29 protein-coding genes and 1 pseudogene are annotated in these 24,311 nt (G+C 45.5%); 4 read left to right on the forward strand and 26 right to left on the reverse strand.

The features are described from left to right. Positions 1–188: 188 nt before the first annotated feature. The 17 genes and pseudogenes from ACZYR9_RS20420 to ACZYR9_RS20500 form a co-directional block, all read right to left on the reverse strand. Positions 189–1,485 (reverse strand): annotated as a pseudogene (locus tag ACZYR9_RS20420) (IS110 family RNA-guided transposase). Between the two features lie 219 nt (positions 1,486–1,704). Further along, entirely contained in the window at positions 1,705–2,088 is a 384-nt protein-coding gene (locus tag ACZYR9_RS20425) for a DUF302 domain-containing protein (protein WP_488980303.1), read from the reverse strand. Between the two features lie 33 nt (positions 2,089–2,121). Further along, positions 2,122–2,691, reverse strand: coding sequence for a class I SAM-dependent methyltransferase (locus ACZYR9_RS20430; protein ID WP_488980304.1), 570 nt, complete (start codon positions 2,689–2,691; stop codon positions 2,122–2,124). A gap of 139 nt (positions 2,692–2,830) precedes the next feature. Beyond that, complete coding sequence (locus tag ACZYR9_RS20435) at positions 2,831–3,217, reverse strand: rhodanese-like domain-containing protein (protein WP_488980305.1); 387 nt, start codon at positions 3,215–3,217, stop codon at positions 2,831–2,833. A 50-nt stretch (positions 3,218–3,267) separates the two neighbouring features. Next, a complete protein-coding gene (locus tag ACZYR9_RS20440; RefSeq protein ID WP_488980306.1) occupies positions 3,268–3,531 on the reverse strand; it encodes a metal-sensitive transcriptional regulator in 264 nt (87 codons plus the stop codon). A 230-nt stretch (positions 3,532–3,761) separates the two neighbouring features. Beyond that, a complete protein-coding gene (locus tag ACZYR9_RS20445) occupies positions 3,762–4,241 on the reverse strand; it encodes a DsrE/DsrF/DrsH-like family protein (protein WP_488980307.1) in 480 nt (159 codons plus the stop codon). A gap of 255 nt (positions 4,242–4,496) precedes the next feature. Beyond that, the gene (locus tag ACZYR9_RS20450) at positions 4,497–4,724 is read right to left on the reverse strand and encodes a sulfurtransferase TusA family protein (protein ID WP_488980308.1); all 228 of its coding nucleotides are present in this window, start codon (positions 4,722–4,724) and stop codon (positions 4,497–4,499) included. Positions 4,725–4,737: 13 nt separating this feature from the next. Further along, on the reverse strand, positions 4,738–5,886 hold the full coding sequence (locus ACZYR9_RS20455; protein ID WP_488980309.1) for an MBL fold metallo-hydrolase: 1,149 nt from the start codon (positions 5,884–5,886) through the stop codon (positions 4,738–4,740). Between the two features lie 19 nt (positions 5,887–5,905). After that, complete coding sequence (locus ACZYR9_RS20460) at positions 5,906–6,301, reverse strand: DsrE/DsrF/DrsH-like family protein (protein ID WP_488980310.1); 396 nt, start codon at positions 6,299–6,301, stop codon at positions 5,906–5,908. A 30-nt stretch (positions 6,302–6,331) separates the two neighbouring features. Then, positions 6,332–6,916: a sulfurtransferase TusA family protein gene (locus ACZYR9_RS20465; protein ID WP_488980311.1), complete on the reverse strand. Its 585-nt coding sequence runs from the start codon at positions 6,914–6,916 to the stop codon at positions 6,332–6,334. Positions 6,917–7,126: 210 nt separating this feature from the next. Then, a complete protein-coding gene (locus tag ACZYR9_RS20470) occupies positions 7,127–7,447 on the reverse strand; it encodes a rhodanese-like domain-containing protein (protein WP_488980312.1) in 321 nt (106 codons plus the stop codon). 16 nt (positions 7,448–7,463) lie between these two features. Next, positions 7,464–8,249, reverse strand: coding sequence for a sulfite exporter TauE/SafE family protein (locus tag ACZYR9_RS20475; protein ID WP_488980313.1), 786 nt, complete (start codon positions 8,247–8,249; stop codon positions 7,464–7,466). An 80-nt stretch (positions 8,250–8,329) separates the two neighbouring features. Then, positions 8,330–8,650: a thioredoxin gene (gene trxA / locus ACZYR9_RS20480; RefSeq protein ID WP_488980314.1), complete on the reverse strand. Its 321-nt coding sequence runs from the start codon at positions 8,648–8,650 to the stop codon at positions 8,330–8,332. A gap of 128 nt (positions 8,651–8,778) precedes the next feature. Continuing rightward, entirely contained in the window at positions 8,779–9,423 is a 645-nt protein-coding gene (locus tag ACZYR9_RS20485; protein WP_488980315.1) for a hypothetical protein, read from the reverse strand. A 21-nt stretch (positions 9,424–9,444) separates the two neighbouring features. Next, positions 9,445–10,005 carry a peroxiredoxin family protein gene (locus ACZYR9_RS20490; protein ID WP_488980316.1) on the reverse strand — a complete coding sequence of 187 codons (561 nt, stop codon included), beginning with the start codon at positions 10,003–10,005 and terminating at the stop codon, positions 9,445–9,447. Between the two features lie 17 nt (positions 10,006–10,022). Beyond that, entirely contained in the window at positions 10,023–10,160 is a 138-nt protein-coding gene (locus ACZYR9_RS20495) for a hypothetical protein (protein WP_488980317.1), read from the reverse strand. Between the two features lie 140 nt (positions 10,161–10,300). Then, the gene (locus tag ACZYR9_RS20500; RefSeq protein WP_488980318.1) at positions 10,301–11,131 is read right to left on the reverse strand and encodes an IS3 family transposase; all 831 of its coding nucleotides are present in this window, start codon (positions 11,129–11,131) and stop codon (positions 10,301–10,303) included. Between the two features lie 279 nt (positions 11,132–11,410). On the opposite strand from ACZYR9_RS20500, the gene ACZYR9_RS20505 reads away from it, so the two are divergent. Beyond that, positions 11,411–12,589, forward strand: a complete 1,179-nt coding sequence (locus ACZYR9_RS20505) for an IS110 family RNA-guided transposase (RefSeq protein WP_488980319.1) — start codon at positions 11,411–11,413, stop codon at positions 12,587–12,589. A 96-nt stretch (positions 12,590–12,685) separates the two neighbouring features. Here ACZYR9_RS20505 and ACZYR9_RS20510 read toward each other — a convergent pair whose 3' ends face one another. The 6 genes from ACZYR9_RS20510 to ACZYR9_RS20535 form a co-directional block, all read right to left on the reverse strand. Continuing rightward, positions 12,686–12,985: a transposase gene (locus ACZYR9_RS20510; protein WP_488980320.1), complete on the reverse strand. Its 300-nt coding sequence runs from the start codon at positions 12,983–12,985 to the stop codon at positions 12,686–12,688. A 52-nt stretch (positions 12,986–13,037) separates the two neighbouring features. Next, complete coding sequence (locus tag ACZYR9_RS20515; RefSeq protein ID WP_488980321.1) at positions 13,038–13,223, reverse strand: hypothetical protein; 186 nt, start codon at positions 13,221–13,223, stop codon at positions 13,038–13,040. Between the two features lie 301 nt (positions 13,224–13,524). Continuing rightward, a complete protein-coding gene (gene tnpA / locus ACZYR9_RS20520) occupies positions 13,525–13,953 on the reverse strand; it encodes an IS200/IS605 family transposase (RefSeq protein ID WP_488980335.1) in 429 nt (142 codons plus the stop codon). A gap of 44 nt (positions 13,954–13,997) precedes the next feature. Further along, positions 13,998–15,328, reverse strand: a protein-coding gene (locus tag ACZYR9_RS20525) for an IS3 family transposase (protein ID WP_488980322.1) whose coding sequence is annotated in 2 segments (ribosomal slippage) — positions 13,998–14,950 and positions 14,950–15,328 — 1,332 coding nt in all. Because the reading frame shifts where the segments join, the coding sequence is not laid out codon by codon here. 64 nt (positions 15,329–15,392) lie between these two features. Beyond that, the gene (locus ACZYR9_RS20530; RefSeq protein WP_488980323.1) at positions 15,393–15,791 is read right to left on the reverse strand and encodes a cytochrome c biogenesis CcdA family protein; all 399 of its coding nucleotides are present in this window, start codon (positions 15,789–15,791) and stop codon (positions 15,393–15,395) included. Between the two features lie 15 nt (positions 15,792–15,806). After that, positions 15,807–16,463, reverse strand: a complete 657-nt coding sequence (locus tag ACZYR9_RS20535) for a hypothetical protein (RefSeq protein WP_488980324.1) — start codon at positions 16,461–16,463, stop codon at positions 15,807–15,809. A gap of 195 nt (positions 16,464–16,658) precedes the next feature. Between ACZYR9_RS20535 and ACZYR9_RS20540 the strand changes: the two genes are divergently transcribed. Together ACZYR9_RS20540 and ACZYR9_RS20545 are read left to right on the forward strand one after the other, a co-directional pair. Then, on the forward strand, positions 16,659–17,420 hold the full coding sequence (locus tag ACZYR9_RS20540) for a C40 family peptidase (protein ID WP_488980325.1): 762 nt from the start codon (positions 16,659–16,661) through the stop codon (positions 17,418–17,420). A 459-nt stretch (positions 17,421–17,879) separates the two neighbouring features. Then, positions 17,880–19,316, forward strand: a complete 1,437-nt coding sequence (locus tag ACZYR9_RS20545; protein ID WP_488980326.1) for a bifunctional metallophosphatase/5'-nucleotidase — start codon at positions 17,880–17,882, stop codon at positions 19,314–19,316. Between the two features lie 4 nt (positions 19,317–19,320). Here the strand turns inward: ACZYR9_RS20545 and ACZYR9_RS20550 are convergent, their stop codons facing one another. The 3 genes from ACZYR9_RS20550 to ACZYR9_RS20560 all read right to left on the reverse strand — a co-directional run bounded on the left by ACZYR9_RS20550 (position 19,321) and on the right by ACZYR9_RS20560 (position 22,995). After that, positions 19,321–20,430, reverse strand: a complete 1,110-nt coding sequence (locus ACZYR9_RS20550) for a sensor histidine kinase (RefSeq protein ID WP_488980327.1) — start codon at positions 20,428–20,430, stop codon at positions 19,321–19,323. After that, on the reverse strand, positions 20,417–21,106 hold the full coding sequence (locus ACZYR9_RS20555; RefSeq protein WP_488980328.1) for a response regulator transcription factor: 690 nt from the start codon (positions 21,104–21,106) through the stop codon (positions 20,417–20,419). The genes ACZYR9_RS20550 and ACZYR9_RS20555 overlap by 14 nt, the downstream gene beginning before the upstream one ends. Positions 21,107–21,264: 158 nt before the next feature. Continuing rightward, positions 21,265–22,995 (reverse strand): bifunctional metallophosphatase/5'-nucleotidase, encoded by a 1,731-nt coding sequence (locus ACZYR9_RS20560; RefSeq protein ID WP_488980329.1) that lies wholly within the window; start codon positions 22,993–22,995, stop codon positions 21,265–21,267. Between the two features lie 837 nt (positions 22,996–23,832). On the opposite strand from ACZYR9_RS20560, the gene ACZYR9_RS20565 reads away from it, so the two are divergent. Beyond that, positions 23,833–23,982: a tyrosine-type recombinase/integrase gene (locus tag ACZYR9_RS20565; RefSeq protein ID WP_488980336.1), complete on the forward strand. Its 150-nt coding sequence runs from the start codon at positions 23,833–23,835 to the stop codon at positions 23,980–23,982. Positions 23,983–24,311 lie beyond the last annotated feature (329 nt).

Here is a 24,311-nt window from a genome sequence, read left to right on the forward strand (position 1 = left end):
CCTCCCATGTCACACTGGGTCTATGCCCTTACATTCCTTCGTTCTACCTCTCAAGGGGTGGATGCCGATTCTTGCTCCTTTACGGGGTCGTTGCCCTTATTGTGTGTAGTGCTTCGGCTTCTCCGGTGCTTCCATTGTCTAGTTGTAAACATGTGAATAAGTGATCGACAGGCGTTGCTTCCTTGTTTTCAAGCAGCTTCTTGCTGTATCTGGAACCGCATTACCGGACCCATTACATTGATTGCATTGTACTCTCTTTGCTTTGTTCCAGCGTATGCAGGACTCGAATCAGTTTTCCACATAACGCGATGATAGACTGTTTCTTCTTAAGCGGATTCTGGCTCCGCGTCGTGTAGTGCTTATGGAGCGCCTTGAACGCATCGTTCTTCGCTACCATCGGCATTACCGCTCGGAACAGCAGTGCCCGTAAACGTGACCTTCCACGCTTGCTGATTCCTGTCTTACCTTTGCGCTTGCCTGAACTGTTCTCTTTGAGATTCAGCCCGGCGAGTCGAATGATCTGTTGACCGTGATCATAGTTGTTTAGATCACCGACCTCTGCAAGAAATCCGGCAACAGTTATGGCTCCCACTCCTGGAACAGAGAGCATTTCTGCTGCTCCAGGGATGTTCTCAAGGATCTCCAGCACCTCACCCATGATCTCTTCCAATTGGCTGCTGAATAGGTCATATTGACCCAGCAGCGTTCTTAACTCCACGCGTGCCGCAACACTACCCTCGGTTAGCCCGATAGAGGATGTTGCGGCCATTATTAACTTTTCCGCACGCTTGATGCCCACACCGCGTTTCACTTCCGTCTTCCAGTGAGCCAGGACGTCTCTAGCCCCCTTGTTGACGATTTCTGCTGGCAACGGGAACGCCCGCATCGTCATTAGCGATGCCTTGCCCTCCCATTTCTTGAATACGCTAGCGTACTCGGGGAAGAACCGGTCAAACCAATTGCTAATGCGGCCTTTCACTTGCGTCAGACTGGCTGACAGCTTCTCTCACAGATTCATCAGGATTCGCAGTTCCGCGTACTCCTTCGTTGGCAGATTCGGTTCGAGTACTTTCCGTTACGAATGAGATCCGCGATCACCTTTGCATCTTTGTAGTCGCTCTTCGTCTGCGAGTTATCCTCAAGCTCTTTGGTCTTGTTGACTTGATGTGGGTTGACGATGACGACTTGAATGTGTTGTTCCTGCAGGTAGGCAGCTAACGGAAACCAGTAGTGTCCAGTAGGCTCAATGCTAAACACAATGTCCGTCTTTCCTTGTGCTTGCCCAAGTTCCTTCATCCACGTTGTCAGCTTCGACAGCCCTTCCTGATCGTTATGAAATACGCAATCCTTCCCGAGTTCTATCCCTCGGAAATCTACGGCCCGTGCGACGTGAACCTTCTTCGCGATATCCGCACCAACCACCAATGTGGATTCGGTAATTCGTGTAATTCGTTGATTTCGCTTCTGTTTCAGTTTATACTTCATATTGAGCGTCCTCCTTCTAATTAGGGCAGTGAATGTCGACCATTCCAAGACCAGCATATAGGAGGCGCTTTTTGTTTTCAAAGAGCAAATTACTTCATTACAGGAATGGCTCCTTTTGATAAATTTTTTCGTAAAAATAGCCTGCTGAAGTTTTTCAACAGGTTGAAAGACGGATTTGTTGGCCCTTCCGCAAATTTGCAAGTCATTTCGTCAACATCCTTAGCGGCTTTTGTCAATCACGGCAATCAGCCGCTTTTCGATATCCTCCGCGATGCCCATTAGCACTTCATTTTCAACGAGACCGATGAGTGCCGTCGGTTTGGGGAGTCCGATTTTAGTAGTTCCCCCTTCGTCATAGACCGCAATTTTACACGGTAAAAAGTAGCCAACCAGCGAATTCTCGCTCAGTACCCGCTTCGCTTCAACCGGATTGCACACTTCGAGAATGTGGTACGTCTGATCGAAATCGACGCCCTTCTCATTCAATTTTTCCTTCATGTCCAGTTGCCACAAAACCCCGAACTTTTCCTCTTTCAGATTTTCCTGCAATGCGGCGATCGCCTCGTCCGGCAATTTAGCTGTCTCCACCGTATAGTGAAACATACGCTTCATCCTCCCATTATTTTGTTAGTCCATTCATTTTTCACAGAGTATGCTGTAGTGCGAATGCGTCGGAAAATGTACGCGTCGTATGCGTAGTCCGTGCTGCTTTAACGATTTTTTCATGTCATCGGAGGAAATCCGGTGATGAAGCGGCGGCCCTTGTTCCGACGCTTTCTTTTCCCATTCCAGGATGAAACAAAGTCCGCCCGCAGTCATCACCCTTTTCATTTCCGCCAATCCTTGATCGAGTGTTTCGGCCTCGTGCAGAACCAGCGAAGCGATGACACGATCCGCAGTCCCTGAAGCCAATGGAACATTCTCCATGGCACCTTGCAGGTAAGTGATGTTCGTCAGCTTCTCCTCTTCCGCCTTCACCTGGATGATCTGCAGCATTTTCGGCTCCACATCAAGTGCGTATACCGTTCCCTCCGTCATTTTTGCGGCCGGAATCGTGAAGTAGCCACTGCCCGCCCCGATATCGAGAACGGATTTTGCCCCCTTTACGCCCAATTCGGACAGTAAAGGCTGCGGGTCAAACAGCGCTCGGCGCTGCGGGTTATCGAGTTTTTCCAGATGCTCCGGGTTAAAACGGCGTCCGTGCATAGCTTCACTCCTCAGCATATAAATGTTAATATCTTGGAACTCCGGAAAGGTATTTCTGCATCCAATTTATGTTAACCCCGATCCGGCGAGTTTAAACGCTCCTTAGGGACATGAACCGCAGGACGGGGCTCTGCGGGCATCATTTGGAAAGTTTGCCGCTCCACGCCCCAATCCCGCCTTGCAAATGGGCCAGTTTACGATAGCCGCTCCGACCAAGCATCTTCGCGGCATTTTTGCTTCTCATGCCGCTCCTGCAGTACAGGAACACATCCCGCTCTTTCGGAATCTCGTCCATTCTTCGGGATAGCTGGGATAGAGGGATATTTTTCGCCCCCGGAATGAATCCATCTTTATATTCGTGAGGCTCGCGGACGTCAATCAGCAGGCCGTCCTTGCTTTGCTGCACAGCGCTACGGAAATCGGCGTCGTTCAAATTCCTCAGTCCTTTGACCGGCGCAAATCGCGTGTATAAAAACAGAGCCACAAAAACGATAACCACGATGTTGATGATAACCGATGTATCCAAGAATTTACGCCCCTTCCTTGAACTTTCGTTCCTATCTACACTTTCACCTATTATCTGCTTTTTACCAGCATTTCAACGGCTTCCTTAACCAGCTTTCCGGTGTCATTTCCTTTTACTTGTTCCTCTAGAATGCACTGCTCCAAATTGACGGCTACAATGTAGGCCATGGCTTTATCGGCGGCGCTGCGAACAGCTGAGAGCTGTGCAACGACTTCCTTGCAATTTTTGCCTTCTTCCATCATCTTCAAAATACCACGAACTTGTCCTTCCATTCGTTTCAGCCGCCGAACCGTGTTTTCATCATATTTCATCATTCTCATTCCCTCCATTCCATACATGCATGGGTATATTATGTCTGAAAAATGCTTAATGGACAATATACCTTGCGTGACTTGCGTACCGCGTAGAGTTCGAGAAAGCCGTTGTTTTTTAATATACGCGCGGCCCTCATGCTTTTTCGGCGGCTATCGGAGAGGATAAGGACAGGCATGTTCCGCGACGGCTTTAAGCCGCATGCTTCCGGTTGCCGCGGCTGCCGAAGCCATTAAATAAACAGGTTCACTTTCGCGTTAGAGGTATCTCCCAAATAAGCGGCTACCCCTGCATACTCCAAACCATCCATTAACTCCTCTTGTTTCAAACCAAGAAGATCCATTGTCATCGTGCAAGCGACCAGCTTTACACCTTGTTCTTGCGCCAATTCAATAAGTTGCGGCAGGGACAACGCATTGTGTTTTTTCATGACGTGCTTGATCATTTGAGGACCCATTCCGGCAAAATTCATTTTAGACAGTCCTAATTTATTGGCCCCCCTCGGCATCATCCATCCGAAGGCTTTTTCAAGAAAACCCTTCTTAGTTTTCACAAGTTCATTCTTACGAAGTGTATTCAAACCCCAAAAGGTAAAGAAAATCGTCACTTCGTGGTCATAAGCGGCAGCCCCATTAGCAATAATGAATGCCGCGATTGCTTTATCCAAATCCCCGCTAAACAACACAATCGTTGTTTTTTCCTTGGTTCCCATCGTTTCAATCTCCCCTTTATTATTACATATACCCCTGTAGGTATTATACTGTTGGTGACTAAGAAGTACAATAATGGATAACATCCATTATTTTCAATGTGAAATTCATGCAACCTACCTATACGAAACTTGAAAAAGAAGATATAATAAGCATTACCAAGAAGAAACCTATCATACGCTTGGGGAAAAATCGTTTATGACCCTTTAAAATAAGCGAACACCATTTTATGTGTTCGCTTATTTTTCTTATTGCCTTTAAATTTTTTTCACATAAAATTTATAAACACCATTTTCTTCCTCATGTTTAATCAGTTCGTGCTTGGTTTGTTTGACCCAGGCCTGAAAATCATTAATTGAACCTTTATCCGTAGAAAGAACCTCCATGATTTGTCCGGTTTGCAAACCATCCAGCGCTTTTTTAGCCTTCACAATCGGCATCGGGCACGCCATTCCTTTGGTATCAACAATAACATCTGCTTGCATTCGATATTCCTCCTTATTTATCGTGAACCGCGCAGCGGTTTGGACCTATTTCCATTTCACGTTGATCTTCGTCAGTCGGTTGAATTTTACCCATATTGGTTTGACGTATTTCTTGATAAGCATTGGGCTGTGGCGGTAAATTTTCCGTTACTGTACGTCTAAACTGCGCTTCATCCTGGATGTTTAACCCCGGGTTCTTTTGATACAGGTCTCCCAAACGGGCAGATACTTTTCCACCGTCACCGAGTTCGGAAACCTTTCCGAAGTGAGCGGGAAGCACGATTAAATCGTTCGACAATTCTTTATACCGGTTATACAATGTATTGCGAAGATCTCCGACCCAATCATCCGCTTTCCCAGCCAAATCGGGACGACCGATGGATTCGATAAATAAAATATCGCCAGTCAACAGGTATTGATCGTCCACAATCAAAGATGTGCTCCCGATGGTGTGACCCGGTGAGTAAACAGGCTGAATTGTAATTTGGGTATTTCCAACTGTGATCGTTCGACCGTCCTCCAATTTTTCGTAATTGAAAACGACTTCCTCTGCATCTTTCGGAGGCAGCCAGTAGGTTGCTCCAAATTTCTCGGCTAATGTTCTTCCTCCTGAGATATGGTCTGCATGAAGGTGTGTATCAATGGTGTGTTTGATCTGCAGTTGGTTTTCTTTTGCAAAGTTTTCAAACACTTCGGTCATTCTCAGCGTATCCACCATGGCAGCTTCGCCATTGGAAACCACCATATAAGAAAGGCATCCTTTACCGATCCGAACAAACTGGTAAATTGAACCGCCATCTTTTAAATCGCCAATTTTGACGGGTTCCAGATGTTCACTCCAAGACTTCATGCCGCCTTCCAGATAAAAAACATTGTTTCGTCCGGCTGCCACAATCTGTTCAGCAACAAATTTCGATGATCCTTCTTTTGCACAAACAACTAATACTTTTTTGCCATTTGGAATTTTATCGAGAGCGGGATCCACTCCGTCCAACAATTCAAAATAGGGGATATTGATGACTTCAATACGTTCCCCTTCAATTTTCCAGTCGTTAAAATCACTTTCGTTGCGGACATCGAGAATAAATAGTTCTTCCTTATTCAACACGATTCCCGTCAGTTCTTTTGCAGCCATCATCCGCAAATCGGTTCCTGTTGTCATATTACAAATCCTCCTTAAGTTAGAACGTTAGAGAAACATTGGCATTTTTTGCAAAGTCCAAGAAGGTCACAGCGCCTCCGACTTCAATTCCTTCAATAAAATCTTCTTTCTTCAAATTCATAACGTCCATGGTCATTTGGCAGGCGATGATTTTGACACCCATCTCTTGGGCCATATGAACCAGTTCCGGAATGGAGGGAACATTTGCATTTTTAAACCCTTCAACAAAATGTTCTTTTCCCGCGGGCAACATCAATTGTTGATACGCCTGTTTATGAATTAAATTCAATCCTTCAAACGTGAAGAATATGGCGACTTCCGCATCGGTTGCAGCGGATGCTGTTGCGATGTTGAATACCTTATAGGCGTCAAACAATCCACCGTTGCTTGCGATAATAGCGACTTTTGTAGACATAAGTGTAATGACCTCCGTTACGTTTTTGGATTATTGATTTTTCTCAGTCGGACCGGTCCAGCCGGACATACCAGGCACTACGTTTCTAACATGTTTAAAGCCTTTTTCAGCTAACAACTGGCATGCCATATCGCTTCGGGTTCCTGTTCGACATATGACTTGAATTTCATGATCAGGATTCAACTCATTCATACGTTTTTCCAAATCACCCAGCGGAATGGAAATGGCTCCCGGTATACGATGAAAAGCATATTCCGCCGGTTCGCGCACATCCAAAACCGTCAATTTTTCATTTGCTTTCAGCTTTTTCTGTAGCTCCTCATTGGTCAAAGTATGAGGAAAATTCACTTCTTCTTTAACTTCATTCGGATTTGCTTTACGAAGGTAATGTTTCAACACTTCTCCTTCGTGAATCGTCCCTAAATATTGATGACCCGTGTTTTTAGCCCAGCCTTGAATATCTGCCAATGAACCTTTATCTGTAGCTTGAACCTCGATAACTTGCCCGGAATTCAATTGATCCATGGCCTTTTTCGTTTTTACAATGGGCATCGGACAAGCAAGCCCTTTACAATCCAGTGTCAGATCTGCTTGAATCGCTGATGGTGTAGACATTTCCCTTGACCTCCAAGTTCGTTTTTATGTGCCGGCACCTAGTTCCATCCCCCAGCATCTCACCAACCATAACCTTCACTATAGTTTATCCCCATCGAGGAAATTATCTCTCCCACATATACATATACCCCTATTTGTATTAAAGTGGCAAAAATTTTTTCGCTGTAATCAGCGAACTCACAAATCATGTTCAGTAATTTATTCTAATGGTCATTTTCCGAATTCGAAGTCTCCGTTCCATTCCGACATGCCGCCAGCCATATTAACGACCTTGTAACCTAAAGATTCCAGATGTTCACAGGCCAGGCCGCTTCGATTGCCGCTGCGGCATACAACGATAATTTCTTTCTGAGGATCCAGTTCTTTATTCCTTTCACTGATAAATCCCAAAGGGATGTGCTTTGCACCGTGGATATGGCCGGATTCCCATTCATTACTTTCCATAACATCCAGAATATTCAATTTTTCTTCTTGTTCTATTCTTCGTTGTACTTCTACAGGCATAGTCTCTTTTGAATATTTACCTGCCACTTTAAATCACTCCTGTTCATGTCAAAATATTCAACCAAATTTTAGTTACTGTTGCCGTAATCAACCCGGCAAGTATCCATTGGAGTACTTTTACGTTCATTTTTTGTCCGGCTTTAGCTCCTAGCGGGGAAGCAAGAATGCTTGCTACCACCAAAACTATGGATGGAATTAGAAGCATATGGCCACCCATTACTTTACCTACGGTTGATCCGATTGACGAAATAAACGTAATCGCCAAAGAAGAAGCGATGGCTACGCGTGTTGGAATCTTCAATACTACCAACATAATCGGGACAATTATAAAAGCACCGGCAGCACCAATGATTCCTGAAAGAATACCTACGATTGCAGCTGAAATGGAAGCAATAACAACATTAAGCCGAATATTAGAATAATTCTCGTTATTTACCCCTTTCTTGGGCAAAAACATCATAATTGCCGCAATTAATGCGAGAACAGCATACGTTAGATTAATTGCTGAATCAGGAAAAAACTTGGAGCCGTATGCACCGATGAAACTACCAATAACAATGGGAATCCCCATGTAAAGGACTAGTCTTCTGTTAATCATCTTGCCTTTACGGTAAGCGAAGATTCCAGCCAATGTGGCGAAGAAGACTTGCACGGCACTAATTGCAGAAACTTCTTGCGCTGTAAACGCGACAAATCCTAAGACCGGTGGAATATAAAGCAGCATCGGATAATTGATAATCGAGCCTCCGATCCCAACCATTCCCGAAATAAAGGAACCGAGGAACCCAAGAGCAAACAATGTAATAATCCAGCCGAAATCTAACTCCATAAGTCACTCCTTTCCCTGTTAGTATTGCTAAAAACAGTCATTTTTACATACCCAAAAAGATATGTTATTTTCCTAAAAAATTAAGCTGCATATTTCAAAATAACCGTTTTGAGCTTGCTAAGCGGTTGAACTCCAACAAATGTTTCCACCTCTATTCCCTTGTGAAACAGCTTCAAGGTAGGTATTCCTTGAATTTGGTGCTTCATGGCTCCAAGCGGATTCTCATCAACGTTCAGCTTGGCTACAATAACACGATTCCCCAATTCACTTGCTAATTGATCGAGTATCGGAGCAATCATCCGACAGGGACCACACCAAGGCGCCCAGAAATCGACCAACACCAACTGATTGCCCTTAAGAACTTGTTCAAGAGAAGTGTCGGTTACTTGTACTGTGGACATCTTTTTCCCCCTCCATTCTGTGATGAATGTAATACTTATACCCCTATGGGTATTTATAATACGTGATGTTTTGCCTTTTGTCAACCATCTTCCAACCGATCTGACAGATACCTATTTCCCAGTGGATTCTATCTTGTCAGCAATATTAATTCCACCTCGGCAACACCGAAATGAGATAATGTTTTTTTCAGCAACTCCTTCATTCGATCTTTATCAAGATAATTATCCGAACTATCAACATGAAGAACAATCTCGGCATGCTCCTGTTCAAAATGTACCAGCTCCAAAGATGTTGATGACGGAAAGGGGTTTATATAGCCTTTTACCCGGGTCTGAAGTAATTGCTTTATCGCCGTGATTCTCGGTGCCTTCACCGAAGTTTTATTCAAATAGGAGGTTTCCAGAGGAACCACCGTTCCGTTTTGAACTAAATAAATGACGTAAGTTTCCTCGCTTTCCTGATTCTCTTGCCGTTCCCCATGGATCCGCAAAGAGCCGCCATTGATTTGCTCGACGATCTGTATTGTCTCCTCCGTTTCCTTGAATCCTTCGATACGATACAATTCGTTATCGTACAGGTCCATGAATAAAGTGGTAGGGTTGGTTTTAACTCGATAACGGTTGGTGGTATCGGGATCTGCATCCACATGTACCACCTCGAATGCAAGTCCTTCCATGCATCTTCGAACATCGCCAAGTACAGTATTCATCGATCTCCCCAGCGGACAAGCCGACAAGGTAAAGAGCATGACTTTTTTCACAGTTTGGTTCATCTGAGTCGCCTCCATTTAGCATTAATTGATTTTGGAAATCGCTTGTTTCATCATGTCGTAATTGATGGCCCCTTGAAACTTTTCCCGAATGACTCCATTCGAGTCGAGAAGATACGTAGTCGGGTACGCCACGACCTGGTACGTCTGCATGACTGCACCTTCCTCGTCCAGCACGACCGGAAACGTTAAACCGTACTCTTCAACAAATGAAGCAATCGAATCGGCATTTTCCTCCGTTGGCGTTAAATTTACACCCAAAATGACCACCCCTTTTTTATTGTAATCTTCATAAATTTTCTGCATATGGGGCATTTCCACACGGCACGGCGGACACCAGGTAGCCCAAAAATTGATCATCACTTTTTTTCCATTGAAGTCGGAGAGCTTGACGGAATGGCCTTGTAAATCTTTCAACTCAAAATCCGGCGCCCGCTGCCCTTTCTGGATGCCCTGCTGAATGTTTCCTGCTCCTGCTTCTTCCGTTGGAGATGTCGTTTCGGATGATCCCTTGCCATAGTAGTCGTAAACGCCGTAAACAACGAGTCCAATCAATACGATGATCGCGAACATGCTTTTTTTCATATTTTCACCTCCTGTCGTTAAAAATTGATATTCCAAAACGTATATTTGGCGAGCCATGCGCTTAATTTTTGCAACTGCCCGGTAAACAGAAGCGCTCCCAAACCGATCAGAATCCAGCCATTGATTGCGGAGAGAAGGGGCATCCATTTTGTCATCTTTTTGATGACTCCCATGGAGTACGTTAGCAGCAAGGAGATAAGCAAAAACGGGACGCCCAATCTGTAATGCTCCCCATTGTCAAGACACGATTTTTTGAGGAATAAGTTATGTCCTCCAATCTCGTAATCTATTTAAATTAGGATGCGATTTTTTCGACATTTTGGGCATAAAATTGACAGGGCTTATCCCCATTAAGAGACTGATGGGGACGATCCTGATTGTAAAACTGGACATAGCGAGCTATCCCTTTGCGCAGCGCGCGAGGGTCTTCAAATTCATTGAGGAAGATACATTCGTATTTGAGCGACCGAAAGTAACGCTCCGTGCGGCTGTTGTCCGTTGCCCGGCCCTTACCGTCCATCGATACTTTGACGCCTTCCTTTTCTAACAGATCCAGATAATCCGCATTAGTAAAATGCGAACCTTGATCGCTGTTCATGATCTCCGGCTTGCAGCGGCTGAATGCGCGTTTAAGGCATCTCATAACAAAGCCCTTTTCGAGCGTACTGGACAGCTCATAATCAATCACCTTGCGGCTGTACCAATCAATGATGTTGAACAAGTACATAAATCCTTTGCCCATCCTTAGATAGGTGATATCGATTCCCCAGACCTGATTGGGCCTGTCGATCGTTAAGCCGCGAAGTAGATAAGGACGCGTGTACTTGGCATGGAGGCGTTTGCTCAAGTTTGGCTTCGGATAGATCGCCTCCAGACCCATGAGCTGCATCAGACGGCGTACGCGCTTACGATTGATCTCGGAGCCCTGGTCCCGAAGAAAATTTGTCATGCGTCGGTAACCGAAGTAAGGGTGCTTCATATAGATCTCATCGATTCGATGCATGAGCTGCACATTCTCTTCGCTTTCTTGTTGCTCCTTGCTCGGACGGTATACGCTCGTTCTGTTCACACTCAGCAGGTTTGCCTGACGCTTCACTGTGATCTCGGTATGGTCGCGCTCTACCATCGCTTTCCGGGCTTCCAGCGGTTCATTTGAGGCCAGATTTTCGTATTATTAGGTCAACCAGAGTTTTCTGGTTGGCCTTTCTTTATGGTCGTTTTACGATGGTGGTAGCCGGGAGAACGCGCCAGATTTAGGGACAATGATCCCGTAAAAAAAACTGTTCTCCCACTATCTCCAATGACCATGTTTGAGCTGGTAGAGGCAAAGACCTCGCATCACAAGCGAAGCTATGGGTTTGGAACCATCGTGGGAATGCCGGCAATACTTAATCGGGAGGTTGTTATGGAGCCAGTTGTGGGAGTGGATGTAGCGAAGGGTTCTAGTGTTGTACAAGCGTTTTTGAAGCGGAACGAGCCGTACGGGAAGATGGAGAGCATCTCGCACGGGGATGGCGGATTTGAACGATTAGGGGAGCTTTTAGCTGAGTTGCAGGCGGAAACAATGATTAATCCAATTATTGTCCTGGAAGCGACAGGACACTACCATCGCAGTCTTGTCGCCTATCTTGAGCGCAGCGGATGGACGTATATCATCGTTAATCCATTACAGTCTAAACGAGCCAAAGGAACACAATTACGTAAGGTGAAAACAGACGCCGCGGATGCTTGGCATTTAGCGGATATGTATTATCGAGGAGATGTCACACTGCATCGTACATGGGGTGAGTCATTTATGGAGCTTCAACACGTGACCAGACAGCATGAGTTTGTAACGGGGATGTTCGTACAGGCGAAGTTAAACACAAGAGCCTTGTTAGATCAAGTCTTCCCGGCTTACGAAAAAATCTTTCGCGATCTGTTTTCTGTCACGTCTCTGAAGGTGCTGGTCCGTTGTTTGGAGGGCAACGTCGAGAATCTTGTCGAGGTGATCCAGGAAGGCGCTGGGAAGTCTCATTCCAAGCGGTGGGTGGAAGAGAAAGGGGAACGACTCGGTGAAGTATTACTTTATTGGAACGGACAACCAAAAAGTCGGTCTCAATCCGTTGCATTGCGCGGCATGGTGTCATTGCTGCTTTCGTTCTCCGAGCAGCTAAGCGAATTAGAGAAGCAAATGGACGAAATTGCATCGGATCTCCCCGAGGTAGAGTTGGTGAAAAGCATACCGGGCATCGGGGATAAACTTGCAGCTGCGATTGTTGCAGAGATTGGGGACGTAAGGCAATTTAAAGATGCGAAACAGCTTGTAGCTTTTGCGGGTTTAGATCCCGGAATATTCAGCTCAGGAAAGTTTACGGCGACGAGTTCACGGATTACAAAGCGTGGCTCCAAGAGGCTTCGTCGTGCATTATATATAGCAGTACAATGCGGTATTCGTGGAAGCACCAATTCAAAAATTCGTGATTACTACGACAAGAAAAGGAACGAGGGCAAACCGTACAAGGTGGTCGTGATCGCTTGCGCCAACAAGCTTCTTCATCACGTTTATGCCATCCTTAGTAAGTGCCAGCCCTTCCAAGCGTAAAAACCATATTTATCCATAACCTTCACGCCAATGAAGGTTATTTGTCATGATCTGAAGAAAGTATACCCAATAAAAACACCGATGACCAATACAAAATCACTTGACAAGTATTAGCTGGTTTTTTTTGAGCCAGTCAACCTCAACCGTGAGTTGGCCGACCAGCTTTTCTAGATGCTCTTGCTTGCTCTCGTACTCCTTTTTCAGTTTGTCGGCTTCACTGGTCTTCTTCTCGAACACCATGGAGGCACGCTCAAGGAATTCAGCCTTCCACCGGCTGATCATGACTGGGCTCAATTCATATTTGGCTGCGATCTCGTTGACGGTCTGCTCCTCTCGAAGGACCTCCAGGACGACCTTTGTCTTAAACTCTGAGGTATATCGGTTCCGTTTTTCCATAGCTTCATTATAACTTATTTTTCACTCCCCTGTGTCTCAACCTATGGGAGCATTATAATCCCAATGAATACACAGCCAGCATAGAGATGCCGCTCCAAAGCGTCTCCGATGAACCGGCTAGCAGCAAAATCGAGGACAGCGCCAAACCGACACAGGGACTCCATCCTGTTCCAAACGCCAAACCGGTGAAAAACGAATGGATCGTGCCGTTTTGAACTGTACCCCTTGTAAAGGACATTTTAAAAAAGCCTAGGCTGATTGAAGAAGATGATCTCTGTATTGAACAGGGGTCATCTTTTTTAAATTCCATTGGTATCTGAACGACTACCGGCTAAAGCCGGTAGGTTCCTATAAGCGACTGAAAGTCGCTGTTCAGGCTAAAGCCTGCTGAAAAGCTACCGGTGGCTAAAGCCACCTAAAGCTTTCGACTGAAACTCGATTTGCGGCTCAAAGCCGCTGGTTTGGGCTAAAGCCCGCTGAAAGCAACCTGTGGCTGAAGCCACCTGAAGTTTCCGACTGAAACTCGGTATAGCTGCTGGTCATTCTTCGATGTCAAATACATCGTCTCCCTCGACTTGTTGTCCTTCGATGTATTTGCGAATTGTCTCTTCATTTACTGCACCAACAGTTGCGCAGAAATATCCTCTCGCCCATAAGTGCTGGCCCCAATATCTCTTTTTCAGGTGGGAGAATTCGTCCTGCAGCATTCGAGACGATCTACCCTTGAGATACTGGATTACCTTAGCAGGAGCCATCGTTGGCGGACAGGAGATCAGCAGATGGATATGATCTTTGCCTACACTGCCCTTTACGATCGTGATTCCGCGGCTGAAGCAACATTGTCGTATGATTTCCCGTGCTCTAGATGCTACTTCTCCAACGAGCACATGATATCGATATTTGGTTACCCACACGAAGTGGTACTTGATATCGTAGACAGAATGCCCTCCTGTCTGGTAATCAACCATCCGTCTCACCTCTAACCTCATGGTAGAGATGCACTGCTACGCTGTCAACGCGCTGGAAGCTGACCGGCTAAAGCCGGTGGGTTTAGACCTGGCGCATGGAAACTAAAATGGTTGTAATAGGTCATGTACTCCTTGATCTCCCGTTTTACCTCATCCAAAGTCGCACAAGGTTTGATGGAGGCCTGATCTTTGAAATGGCCAAAAAAGGATTCCTGGGGTGCGTTATCCCAGCAGTTTCCGCGTCTGGACATCGACTGTCTGAATCCCATCTTCTTAACCAGTTTCTGAAAATCCGGATGCGTATAATGGGTTCCCTGATCAGAATGGATGAAGGCACCGTCTGCTTTTTTGCACCTTCGATTTGTCTTCAGCTTTCGCAGGGTGTCGATCGCCAGGTCCATCGTGATTCGGTCTGATACATGATAAGCTAGGATTTCATTGGTTGAACCGTCCTTGATCGTTGACAAGTAGGCTTTTTTTCCTGAGCCATAATATAAATAGGTGATATCCGTCAGTAATACCTTGCCGGGGATATCCTGCTTAAATTCCCTGTTCAGCAGGTTAGGAACCACCCTGTGCTCCTGAGTTGCCTTCATCATCCGTTTATAGGGATTGGCTTTCCTGAACGGACACACAATGCCGTATTTCTTCATGATTCTCCTGATGCGTTTTAGATTGTAGACAACCTTAAATTGCCCCTCCAGTGTCATCTTGATGGAACGGGCCCCTTTTTTGCGTCTTTTGAAATGGAAGGCTTTTAGGATTATTTCTTTTACCTGTTCATCTTTCTGATCTCTATGCTTCCTCTTTTCCTCTGATCCGGCAGACCAGTACCTGTAATAGCCGCTTCTGGACACCCCAGCCATCTTACATAAATTGTTCACCATGCGCTCGAGTTGATATCTCTGAATAACGGAACGGATCAGGATATATTTCTGGTCAGGTGACAATGTTAGTTGTCGCTCAGCCCCCTTTCCGCAAAGCGGATCTTTTTTAACAGTTCGTTCTCCGCTTTCAATAAGCGGTTTTGAGCTTCCAGCCTGGCGTTCTTCTCCTCCAGCGTCAGTTCCCTGGTAAGAGGCCTGCCCGATGATTGGCTTCTCGTATCCTGCAAACCCAGGGCACCGTTTTCCCGGTAACTCGCGCGCCATCTGCTTCCAGAGGATTTTACTCTTTGACGTCCGATGACGTTTACGTCGAACCCGCATTCTTCAAATATCTCCCTTGGCAGCTTGCCCTTCTTATTTTCTGTGATAAAGAGTTGCTTGAATGCATCGGTATAAGTGATTCCTTTCGAACTAACGGATTTCACATACGGATTATTGGTTAATTGCTTGATTTCGTTTTCTGTAAATGTCTTTTTACTCATGATCATTTCCCCGTCCCCAATTTTCTTCAATAAACACAAAATACCCTACAGAGAGACTTTTTTAAAGTGTCTACTCTATATCTATAGGGTACAGTTTATTTGTCCAAGTGCTTTTTGTTTTCCATGTTTTACCGGTCATCAACAGCCGCAGCTTTAAGAGTCCCGTCATTTGCAAACCAAACACTATAATCAGGAGACCGCTTATTTTTTGCACCAAATCTCGTTCCTCGGCAAAAAAACGCCCGATGAAACTGGCAGAAGCCCCCATTGCGATGAACACGAGACTGAATCCTGCGATAAAGCTGACAGACCGGACAATCAGCACCCCGCGGTTAACGACCAGCTTGCCTTCATAAAAGGATGAACCCGTCAAGTGGGACACATAGGCCGGAATTAACGGAAACACACATGGAGATAAAAAAGAAAGCATTCCTGCGGCAAAAGCAACGAAAACTGTAATATTTTCCATACTACCCTCCTCTTTTCATTTCGAGTCGAACCATGACCATGCAGTAAAACATGCGGTAAGTGCAAGAAAAACCAATTGCTGTTCGCTGAATGACAGGAACCATAGCGGACGTGCATGATCCATAAACAAGAGCAAGACGTTTCCGATGGAAAACCAAACTCCGACTTGAATCTCTCTCGTTGAACTGCCCGTCTCTTGAGAAAACAGCGACGATGACAGGAGCAGGGCGATCAAACCAGCGTTTGCCGCGTAAAACCAAAACGGCCCCTCGCCAAAGGCAAGCGATATGAGCTGATAGGCCAGCCAACCTGCGAGGAAAAAGGTGATCAGAGCAGCCATCACCATCTTCACAGAAATGAGCTGTTTTGAGGACCGATGCCCTACATAGGCTAAGGCGATCAAGCTCGCCACCCAGCGGCCGCGCTCCCCTCCGTCAAAAAACAGCAACGACATGGGCTGTTGAATCACTCCAACCGGATCAAAGAAAAGAACGCTCCCTTTCCAAATGACAATCCATAAGAAGAAAGCATTGGACGCCATAGAGAGGATTAGATTTTTCTCTGGCATATTGCGCAATCGATAACGCAGCGCCAGCCAGCCTACCGCCCCAAAGCACAGGGTGAGCAGCATCTGTCCATTGATGACGAAAGGGCCTAGCTGCACGGTGCTCAATCCAATCACCTCCTCCGTTTTTGACTCTATATGTTCTCGAACGAAGTTCATCTTATCTCATCTTTTTTAAGAAACGATAAAGCAAATGGAAGAAAGTTCATCCAAGTCTCGTCCATCCCTGTGCTACGCTTAAATTATCCCGCAAGCAATCGTTGACGCTTCGGGAAATTCATATCCATCACAGGAGGAATTTCGATGATCCAGAAAAAAATAGCAATCGCACTATTGGCCCCAGCTCTCATCGCCGGAACGATTTCGTTTGAACATGACAGGGCTTTGGCAGCAAGCGGCGAGGACGCCGTCATCCTGAAAAGCGTGAACTTCCGGGACAAGCCCTCTTTGAACGGCGACCGTATCGGTTTAAAAGCAGGCGAACATGTGGAAATAACGGAGCGTGTCAACAGCTATTGGTACAAGATTAAGGATGATGCTGGCCGTACCGGATATGTGACAACCGAAAACCAGTATATACGGGTAAGTGAATCTTCCTCCGGTATGAATGTCCAAAATGCCTCAGATAGGGCAAAGAACATCATTGGGAAAGGAATGAAGTATTTAGGAACGCCCTACAAGTTCGGCTCGAGCCGTTCCAATACCGAGACATTCGACTGTTCCGATTTCGTCAGGCAGGCGTTTAAAGAAGGTGCAGGAATTATTCTACCGGGGAATTCCAGAACCCAAGCCGAATATGTGAAAAAAATCGGCAATACGACAACCGACTGGCGGCAATTAAAACCGGGAGACATCATGTTCTTCATCCCTTACAAGGGCAGTAAAAGCTCCAGTTACGCCGGAATCAACAAAGCAGCGCAACGAATAACACATAACGGCATCTATTTGGGAAATGGCAAGATTCTGCACACGTATTCGGAGAAATCCGGCGGGGTTCGGATTGACAGTATAGAAGGGAAGCATTGGGAGTATCGGTTTGTGTTTGGAGGCAGCGCCTTGAAGTAAACCCAAACAGGAAGGTTGCCGCGGCAACCTTCCTGTTTAATTATGCCTCTTTGCACTTGTTCACGGGACCTTGGAGCATTTCCTTCTTGACGTAAGTGGGATCCAGATTGACGGAGGTGCATCACGTTTCAAACCAACTCGATTCCAAGAAGGACAGCGCCTCCTGTCGGGTTTGGAAATGTTGTCCACCTTTCCTCGCTTTTGTTTTTAAATCGAAGCAGGTTTGAACCATGATCCCGCAAACCAAATATCGATATCCATGCGACACCGTCATCTCTCCTTCCCTGCTGCTTGCGGTTTCATGGTATCAGTGTTGTGTTAAGCTTTAATAAAGAACGCTTAAATGCTGCATACTACCAATAATGGGACTTACCCTGATATGAATTACTAAGCATATGCTTTCGATGTAGTTTTATCGACTGCTTGCGCATTCATCAAAACTTTTAGGAGGAATTCTTCTTGGAAATCACGTTTATCCAGCAAAACGACACGCATGGTTGCTTGGATACCCACACTGAATTTTTTTGGAACGATCCGCGTCCTTCCTATATTTCTTGCGGAGGTTTTTCACGTATTGCGTACTATGTAAATCGCTTGAAAAAACAGCAGCCGAATGTAATATTCGCCGATGGAGGCGATCTCTTTCACGGCACGGCCCCGTTGGTTCTTTCCAGAGGTGAGGCCATCCTGCCGCTTCTCAAGCAAATGCCGCTTGATGCGCTGGTGCCTGGCAACTGGGATTACGCTTACGGTACGGATCAGCTTTTTTCCCTATTAAGCCGAGCTTCCATACCTGCCTTAACGATGAACGCGTCTTCAACTTCCGCCAAACAGATTCCTTTTCAATCTTGCATGATGAAGGAGGTAGGGGGAGTCAAGGTAGGTCTGACGGGTTGGACTTACCCTTTTGTGGATCAAACCATGCCGCCGTCCTTCTCGGAGGGTTTGACTTTTTCGCTCGATGTGGAAGAAATGAAATCGGTCATTCAACGATTGCGGGTGGGGCATAAAGCGGATCTTGTCGTAGTAATCAGTCATATGGGATTGCCTCTAGACGTTAAAGCGGCATCACTCATAGACGGAATCGATATCATTCTAAGCGGCCACAGCCATGACCGGATCGCCAAACCGATACGCCAGAATGGAACCTGGATTATTCAATCTGGGGCGAGCGCTTCCTTCCTCGGTCAACTCGACCTTGCCTTTGAATACGGAAAAATTACGAATGTACGGCACCGCCTCATCCCGCTGCTCGCCGATCAATTCGAAGAAGATCCTGATCTCTCCCTCCTGATCAAAGAGATCATGCAGCCATACGAGTCGCAATTAAATGAGGTCATTGGCGAGTTGAAGACGCCGCTGCATCGCATGACCCTGAACGAAACGCCGATGGATCGTCTCATTACCGACGCTTATCTGCATGCGGCAGAGGCGGACATCGCCTTATCACACGGTTGGAGGTACGGCGCGCCGATTCTTCCAGGGCGGATGACGGTAAAAGACTTATACCAAATTATCCCGACGAATCCGGAACTGTTTACAGTTGAGTTGGATGGTCAGAGTATCTTGAAGGCCTTTGAGGCCAATCTGGAGCAAGTCTTTTCCCCGGATCCTTTTCAGCAGAAAGGCGGATATGTGTTGCGTTCATCCGGAATATCGATGGCCTATAAGCCCTATAACCCTAAAGGAAACCGCATTGAGCATTTCCTCGTTCGAGGTAAACCTATAAAACTCGACGCGATATATCGGATTGTCAGCGCTGGCGAACAGATCCTGCACCAACACGAATCGGCCAAGAAAAAATTGGACCTGCATGCCCATAAAGCGATCAAGCATTTTTTTGCTGATCACAAAATCGTTGAAATAGGGGAGTCGCCCCATATTTTTTGTATTTGACTGATCATGTCTCTTGAATGGGAATCGAACCCAAGTACCGAGGAATCGTAAACCAAAAGGAATGGTTGTTGCCTTCTGAATAAAGCCCTGACTTTCCTCCAAGCTGTTCGACAATTTCTTTGACAATCGCAAGACCGAGGCCGCTTCCCTTTATATCCTCCCCTCGATGTCTTGACGGATCAGCCTGGAAAAACCGTTCAAATACAAGCTCACGCATATCCTCCTGCAAAGGTTCTCCCAAGTTGCTGACCGTAATTCGATAGAACTGATCTTCGGTTTCCCCTGTCACCCATACGTTTCGTCCCGTGTTGTACACTAAAGCGTTTTTCAACAGATTGTTCATCACTTGTTTTAGCCCGTCATCGTCCCCTATCACGGTATCCGCCTGGATGGAAACGTGCAGTTCAATGTCCTTGTTCTGATATTCCCATCGAAACGTTTGTATACAACGGTTCGTCAGTTCATGGATATCTATTTGGCTTAAAGTCAATCGATTCTTTTGCCTGTCTTCCCATACGGTGAGTTGATGCAGTTGGTCCACTAACCGGGTTAAATGCAAGGATTCCTCCAAAAGCGATTGATAAAGCTCCTGATTTCCCTGAAGCACGCCGTTGCTCAATGCCTCTAAATACCCATTCAAACTGCTTAAAGGAGTCCGCAGATCATGTGAGATGTTGCTCAACATCCGTTTCCGGTTTTCTTCCGTTCGCTTCAACGTTCGAGTCAATTCATTAAAGTGTCGGGTGAGTTGACCGAACTCATCTTCCGATGAGGGTTGAATGGGGTCCGGGTATGTTCCAACTGCAAGCTGCTGTGCAGACTGTGTCAGCCGTTTAAGCGGGGCTAATAGCCTTTTGATAAAAAAGAAGTGGATGACCGCGGCAACAATGATGGCCAGAACACTTGCCCTCAACAAGTAAAATTGCATCGTTTGATTGAAGAACTGGCTTTTTTCTTCTCCGACCAGTTGGTACTGCCCAACCAATATGCAAGCAAAATCTTTAACAGAAACGCCTGCAAACCAAATCACAACGGCAATGACTACAACATTGACCACGATTAATTTCCATGTCAGATGATTCTTCCAAGCTAGAGCATACTTAATTGGCGACAAACCGATACCCCATTCCCCGAATGGTTTCAAAAAACAGAGGGACTTCATTTGATGTCTCGATTTTCTCCCGAAGCTTACCGATATGGACATCCACCGTACGATCGATCACCGTTTTCTCTTCATTCGGATAAAGCTCCTGAAGGATTTGTTCACGCGTTAAAATCTGATTCGGGTGTCTCATGAAATAATACAGCAATTTAAATTCATGTGTTGTCAGCGGAATGATGCTGCCGTTATATTTAACTTCCCCGCGCAACGGTTTGATGGTTAATCCCTTATAACTGATTTTGCTGCACCGGTTAGCCGTTCTTCTAAGTACCGTATCAACCCTCGCGACAACTTCTTGTGGACTGAATGGCTTGATGATATAATCATCCGCTCCCATTTGCAAGCCTTTGATTCGCTCAGATTCATCTACCTTTGCCGTTAACATGATAATGGGAATATCGCTTTTCAACTCGGCGCGAATCCATTGACATAAGTCTTCCCCGCTTTTTTTCGGAAGCATGAGATCCAGTATGACAAAGCACGGGTCGGATTTCATGAAAATATCCATTCCATCCATTCCGTCTTGCGCTTCCAAAACTTCATATCCTTCTTTTTCCAGATAAATTTTTAGCAGGTTTCGGATTTTCGCATCATCTTCAACAATCAAGATCGTCTTTCCTTTCAACATTCTCCCCCCTTTACACGTTAAGGAATAGAATACAATAATTATTTTAAGAATTGATAAAGAAAAAAAACAATCAAATTTAATCCTCTCAGTATGTGAACACGCCTATACTCCACTACACATCATGTTTTGGGAAAGGTGATTCTGCGGTTGACAACAAATTAATGAAACTCATAGCCGCTTCCTGGAGGCAGGGAACGTGAAAGAACAATCGGCGGCAGGTCGGTTGCCACAACCCGGCCTTCGATCTGATAACTAATTGGGGAATGTTTATTCAAGAATTCCCGGATAGCATCGTATTGGGTTATGGACAGCACTTGCGTATCTTTCATTTTTTTGATTTTGTACACCATATCCTGTTCCTCTCCTTCTCTTTGGAATGAAACCACTTTGTATTCCCTGTTTAAATCGATCGGCTCGCCATTTACTTCAATCTTGGTAATCCGCTGTCCCTTCGGCTTGCTTGAGACACACTCCACCTTCATTCCGGAAATTCGAACCACCCAAACAAGGGCTTTGGGACGGAACGACAATTCCAACTCCTCTTCCATCCAATCCCAAATCTGCTTTCCGGTTGCAATTCCAGTTTTCAGTTTAAATTCCAACGGAAGCATGTTCGTTAAATCTTCCTCCGTAATCGGTCCGGGCACGATTGGCGGACTGAAGCGGTATCCCTGGGTGATTCCGATGTTTGCATTAGTTGCTTCCCGCATGCTGTCAGAAATCATGTTGTCCATTGTTGTTTCAAGCACCGAGTAGCGATACAACGGAGTTTTTGTGGAACCAACTTCCTTTTTCAGGAATGAAATGTAGGGTTTCCGCACCTTGTTAACAATCCACTGCATGCTCGGATCTTCCGGATATATGTCCGGGCTGACTTCAATCATCTGGTAGGAATAGTCTTTTACTTTTCCGTCTTCCACAACCATATCAACCCGACCTACAAACGAACCGAACGAACCCGGTTCGACCACCGGAGCATATTTGCCCTTTATCGGTTCGCGCAATCGTTCATGCGTGTCCGCCCCGAGGATAAAGTCCACGCCTTCGCACCCCGGATTGTTCGATAGATCCACTTGTGCCGGCAATCCCAGGTGTGTAAGGGCCAAAACCACATCGCATTTTTCCTTGTTACGGAGAATATCCACATACTTGGCAATGCTTTCTTCCGGCATTGTAAACTTTAACCCTCGCGTGAACGACAACGGCTGTCTGACTTTCACAAACGGATCGGTGTAGCCGATATAGCCGATTTTCAAACCGTTTACTTCCTGCGTATAATAGGGAGCAATTACATCCTCACCTGTTTTTTCGTCAATCATGTTAGCACAAATAGGCATAGAAGTAAGCTTGTTCATCAATATGCGGAATTGCTCAGGTCCTTCCTGTTCCTCCCAGTTCCCCGGCATGAACACATCATATCGCAGGTGGTTCAGGATTGGAATCAACGCTTCTCCTTTGGTCTTCGCAGTCACGTAATTGCCGGAAAAACAGTCCCCGCAATCAACTGCAATGGTGCGACCCGGGTTTTCGGCTCTCACCCGTTCAAATAATGTATAAATACGAGAATATCCGCCTGCCATTCGGAAAACAGGCTGATTATTTTCCCAGAAAAATTCTGGATGAGTCACATATTGCGAATGAACGTCACACGTTTCCAGAATGGTCAATGTCTGGACTTTGTCCCGCTTGACCACTTCGCTGTTCATCATTTTCTTAAACACACCATCACCTATATTCGTCTGGGCCAAGACTGGAACAATCGGCATTCCCAACCCTACAAGAAGACAGCTTTTTCCCACTTTGTTGATCATTTCGCGGCGCGAAATTTTTTTGTCTCCGGATTGTTCATGCTCCAATTGATGATTCTGATCACCGCAGTGTTGACACATGTCTAGTTGCCTCCTTAGTCGTCTTATAATTAATCTTCTATCTTGGCAGGCATATCTAATGAATTGCTCCTGCAATTTACCATAAAGGGCCGACTCATCATATCCATCTTGTCCTAAGCCGTATGAAGATTCCTTATTTACTATACGATACAAGTATGTATAACTGGTGTAGTATTTTCTGAACAAAAACCAAACTAAAAATATAACGCACCTATCTTGAAAATCTAATTCTTACTGGCGGGATAGCTGTTTTTAAGCTATTTCATTTGGAATTCGATCGGGAGTTTTCTTGTAGGTTCGGACGGATTGTTTGCATTCGATGATTCGTTATATCAATCGGACTTCATGAGGCTACTATGGTCTAGCCGGATTCTCAAAAAAAAACGATACACTGTCCAAATGGTCACCCAAGCCATCCATTTACGGATGATCAAATTGTGTCCATGTTTTTAAAGTCATTTGGCGGGGAATCCGAATATACCATACGAAATTATAATAGAGCCATCCGTTTATTGCGACAGTTCACCTCATTTAAACCATTACGAAACGTGACATGGAAAGAAATTGAAGTATTTAAAATAGGACTAAGTGAAGGGGTTTGCAGTTCCAGTAAAAAGCCCTTTGTCTCCAGCTTCCGTTGCTAATTTTCTTGCACCTTTACGTTCACTTTATTGGTGGGGGAGCGATCCAAACATCGGCATATTTGCTCATAATCCGACTACCTGTGTTCGCTCTCCCAAAGTGCCGGTGAACAGCAAAAATCATTATTTGACGAATTATTTCCTTTGTCTGTCAGGCATGTAGAGAATTTTACAAAAAGCCCGTAAACAAAGTAACCTGGCAAAAGAACCGACGCCGCATTGGCTTCGTCATACTAACGCGACTTTAGCACTTCTTCATGGCGCGTCTCTCAAGCAAGTTCAGGAAAATCTAGGTCATGATCAATACAACCCAAAGATACCTTCATACACTCGATCAGTTAAATAAGGCAATTCCAGACTACGTTGAGGATTGTTTTAAAGATACACTTTAGGACTTTAGCTGTAAGTAAATGGTTGTCATTAAGGTTCTTTTAGACTGTAATTACCGATGTGAATTTTTTGGAGTTTTATACACAATATTATGTTAATTTGTCGAATAAACAACATTGTACGACACTGTTTTCATTTAAGATTGAGGCATTATATTCCAATCGAGTAGGAGGGGGCGCCTAGCCCCCGACCTCTCACACCACCGTACATGCGGGTCCGCATACGGCGGTTCCAAAAGGTTAACAAAGCTCTAAATAACGAGAAAGCAAACTTCTCAGCCCTTTC

Source organism: Paenibacillus sp. F024 (genome assembly GCF_057814255.1).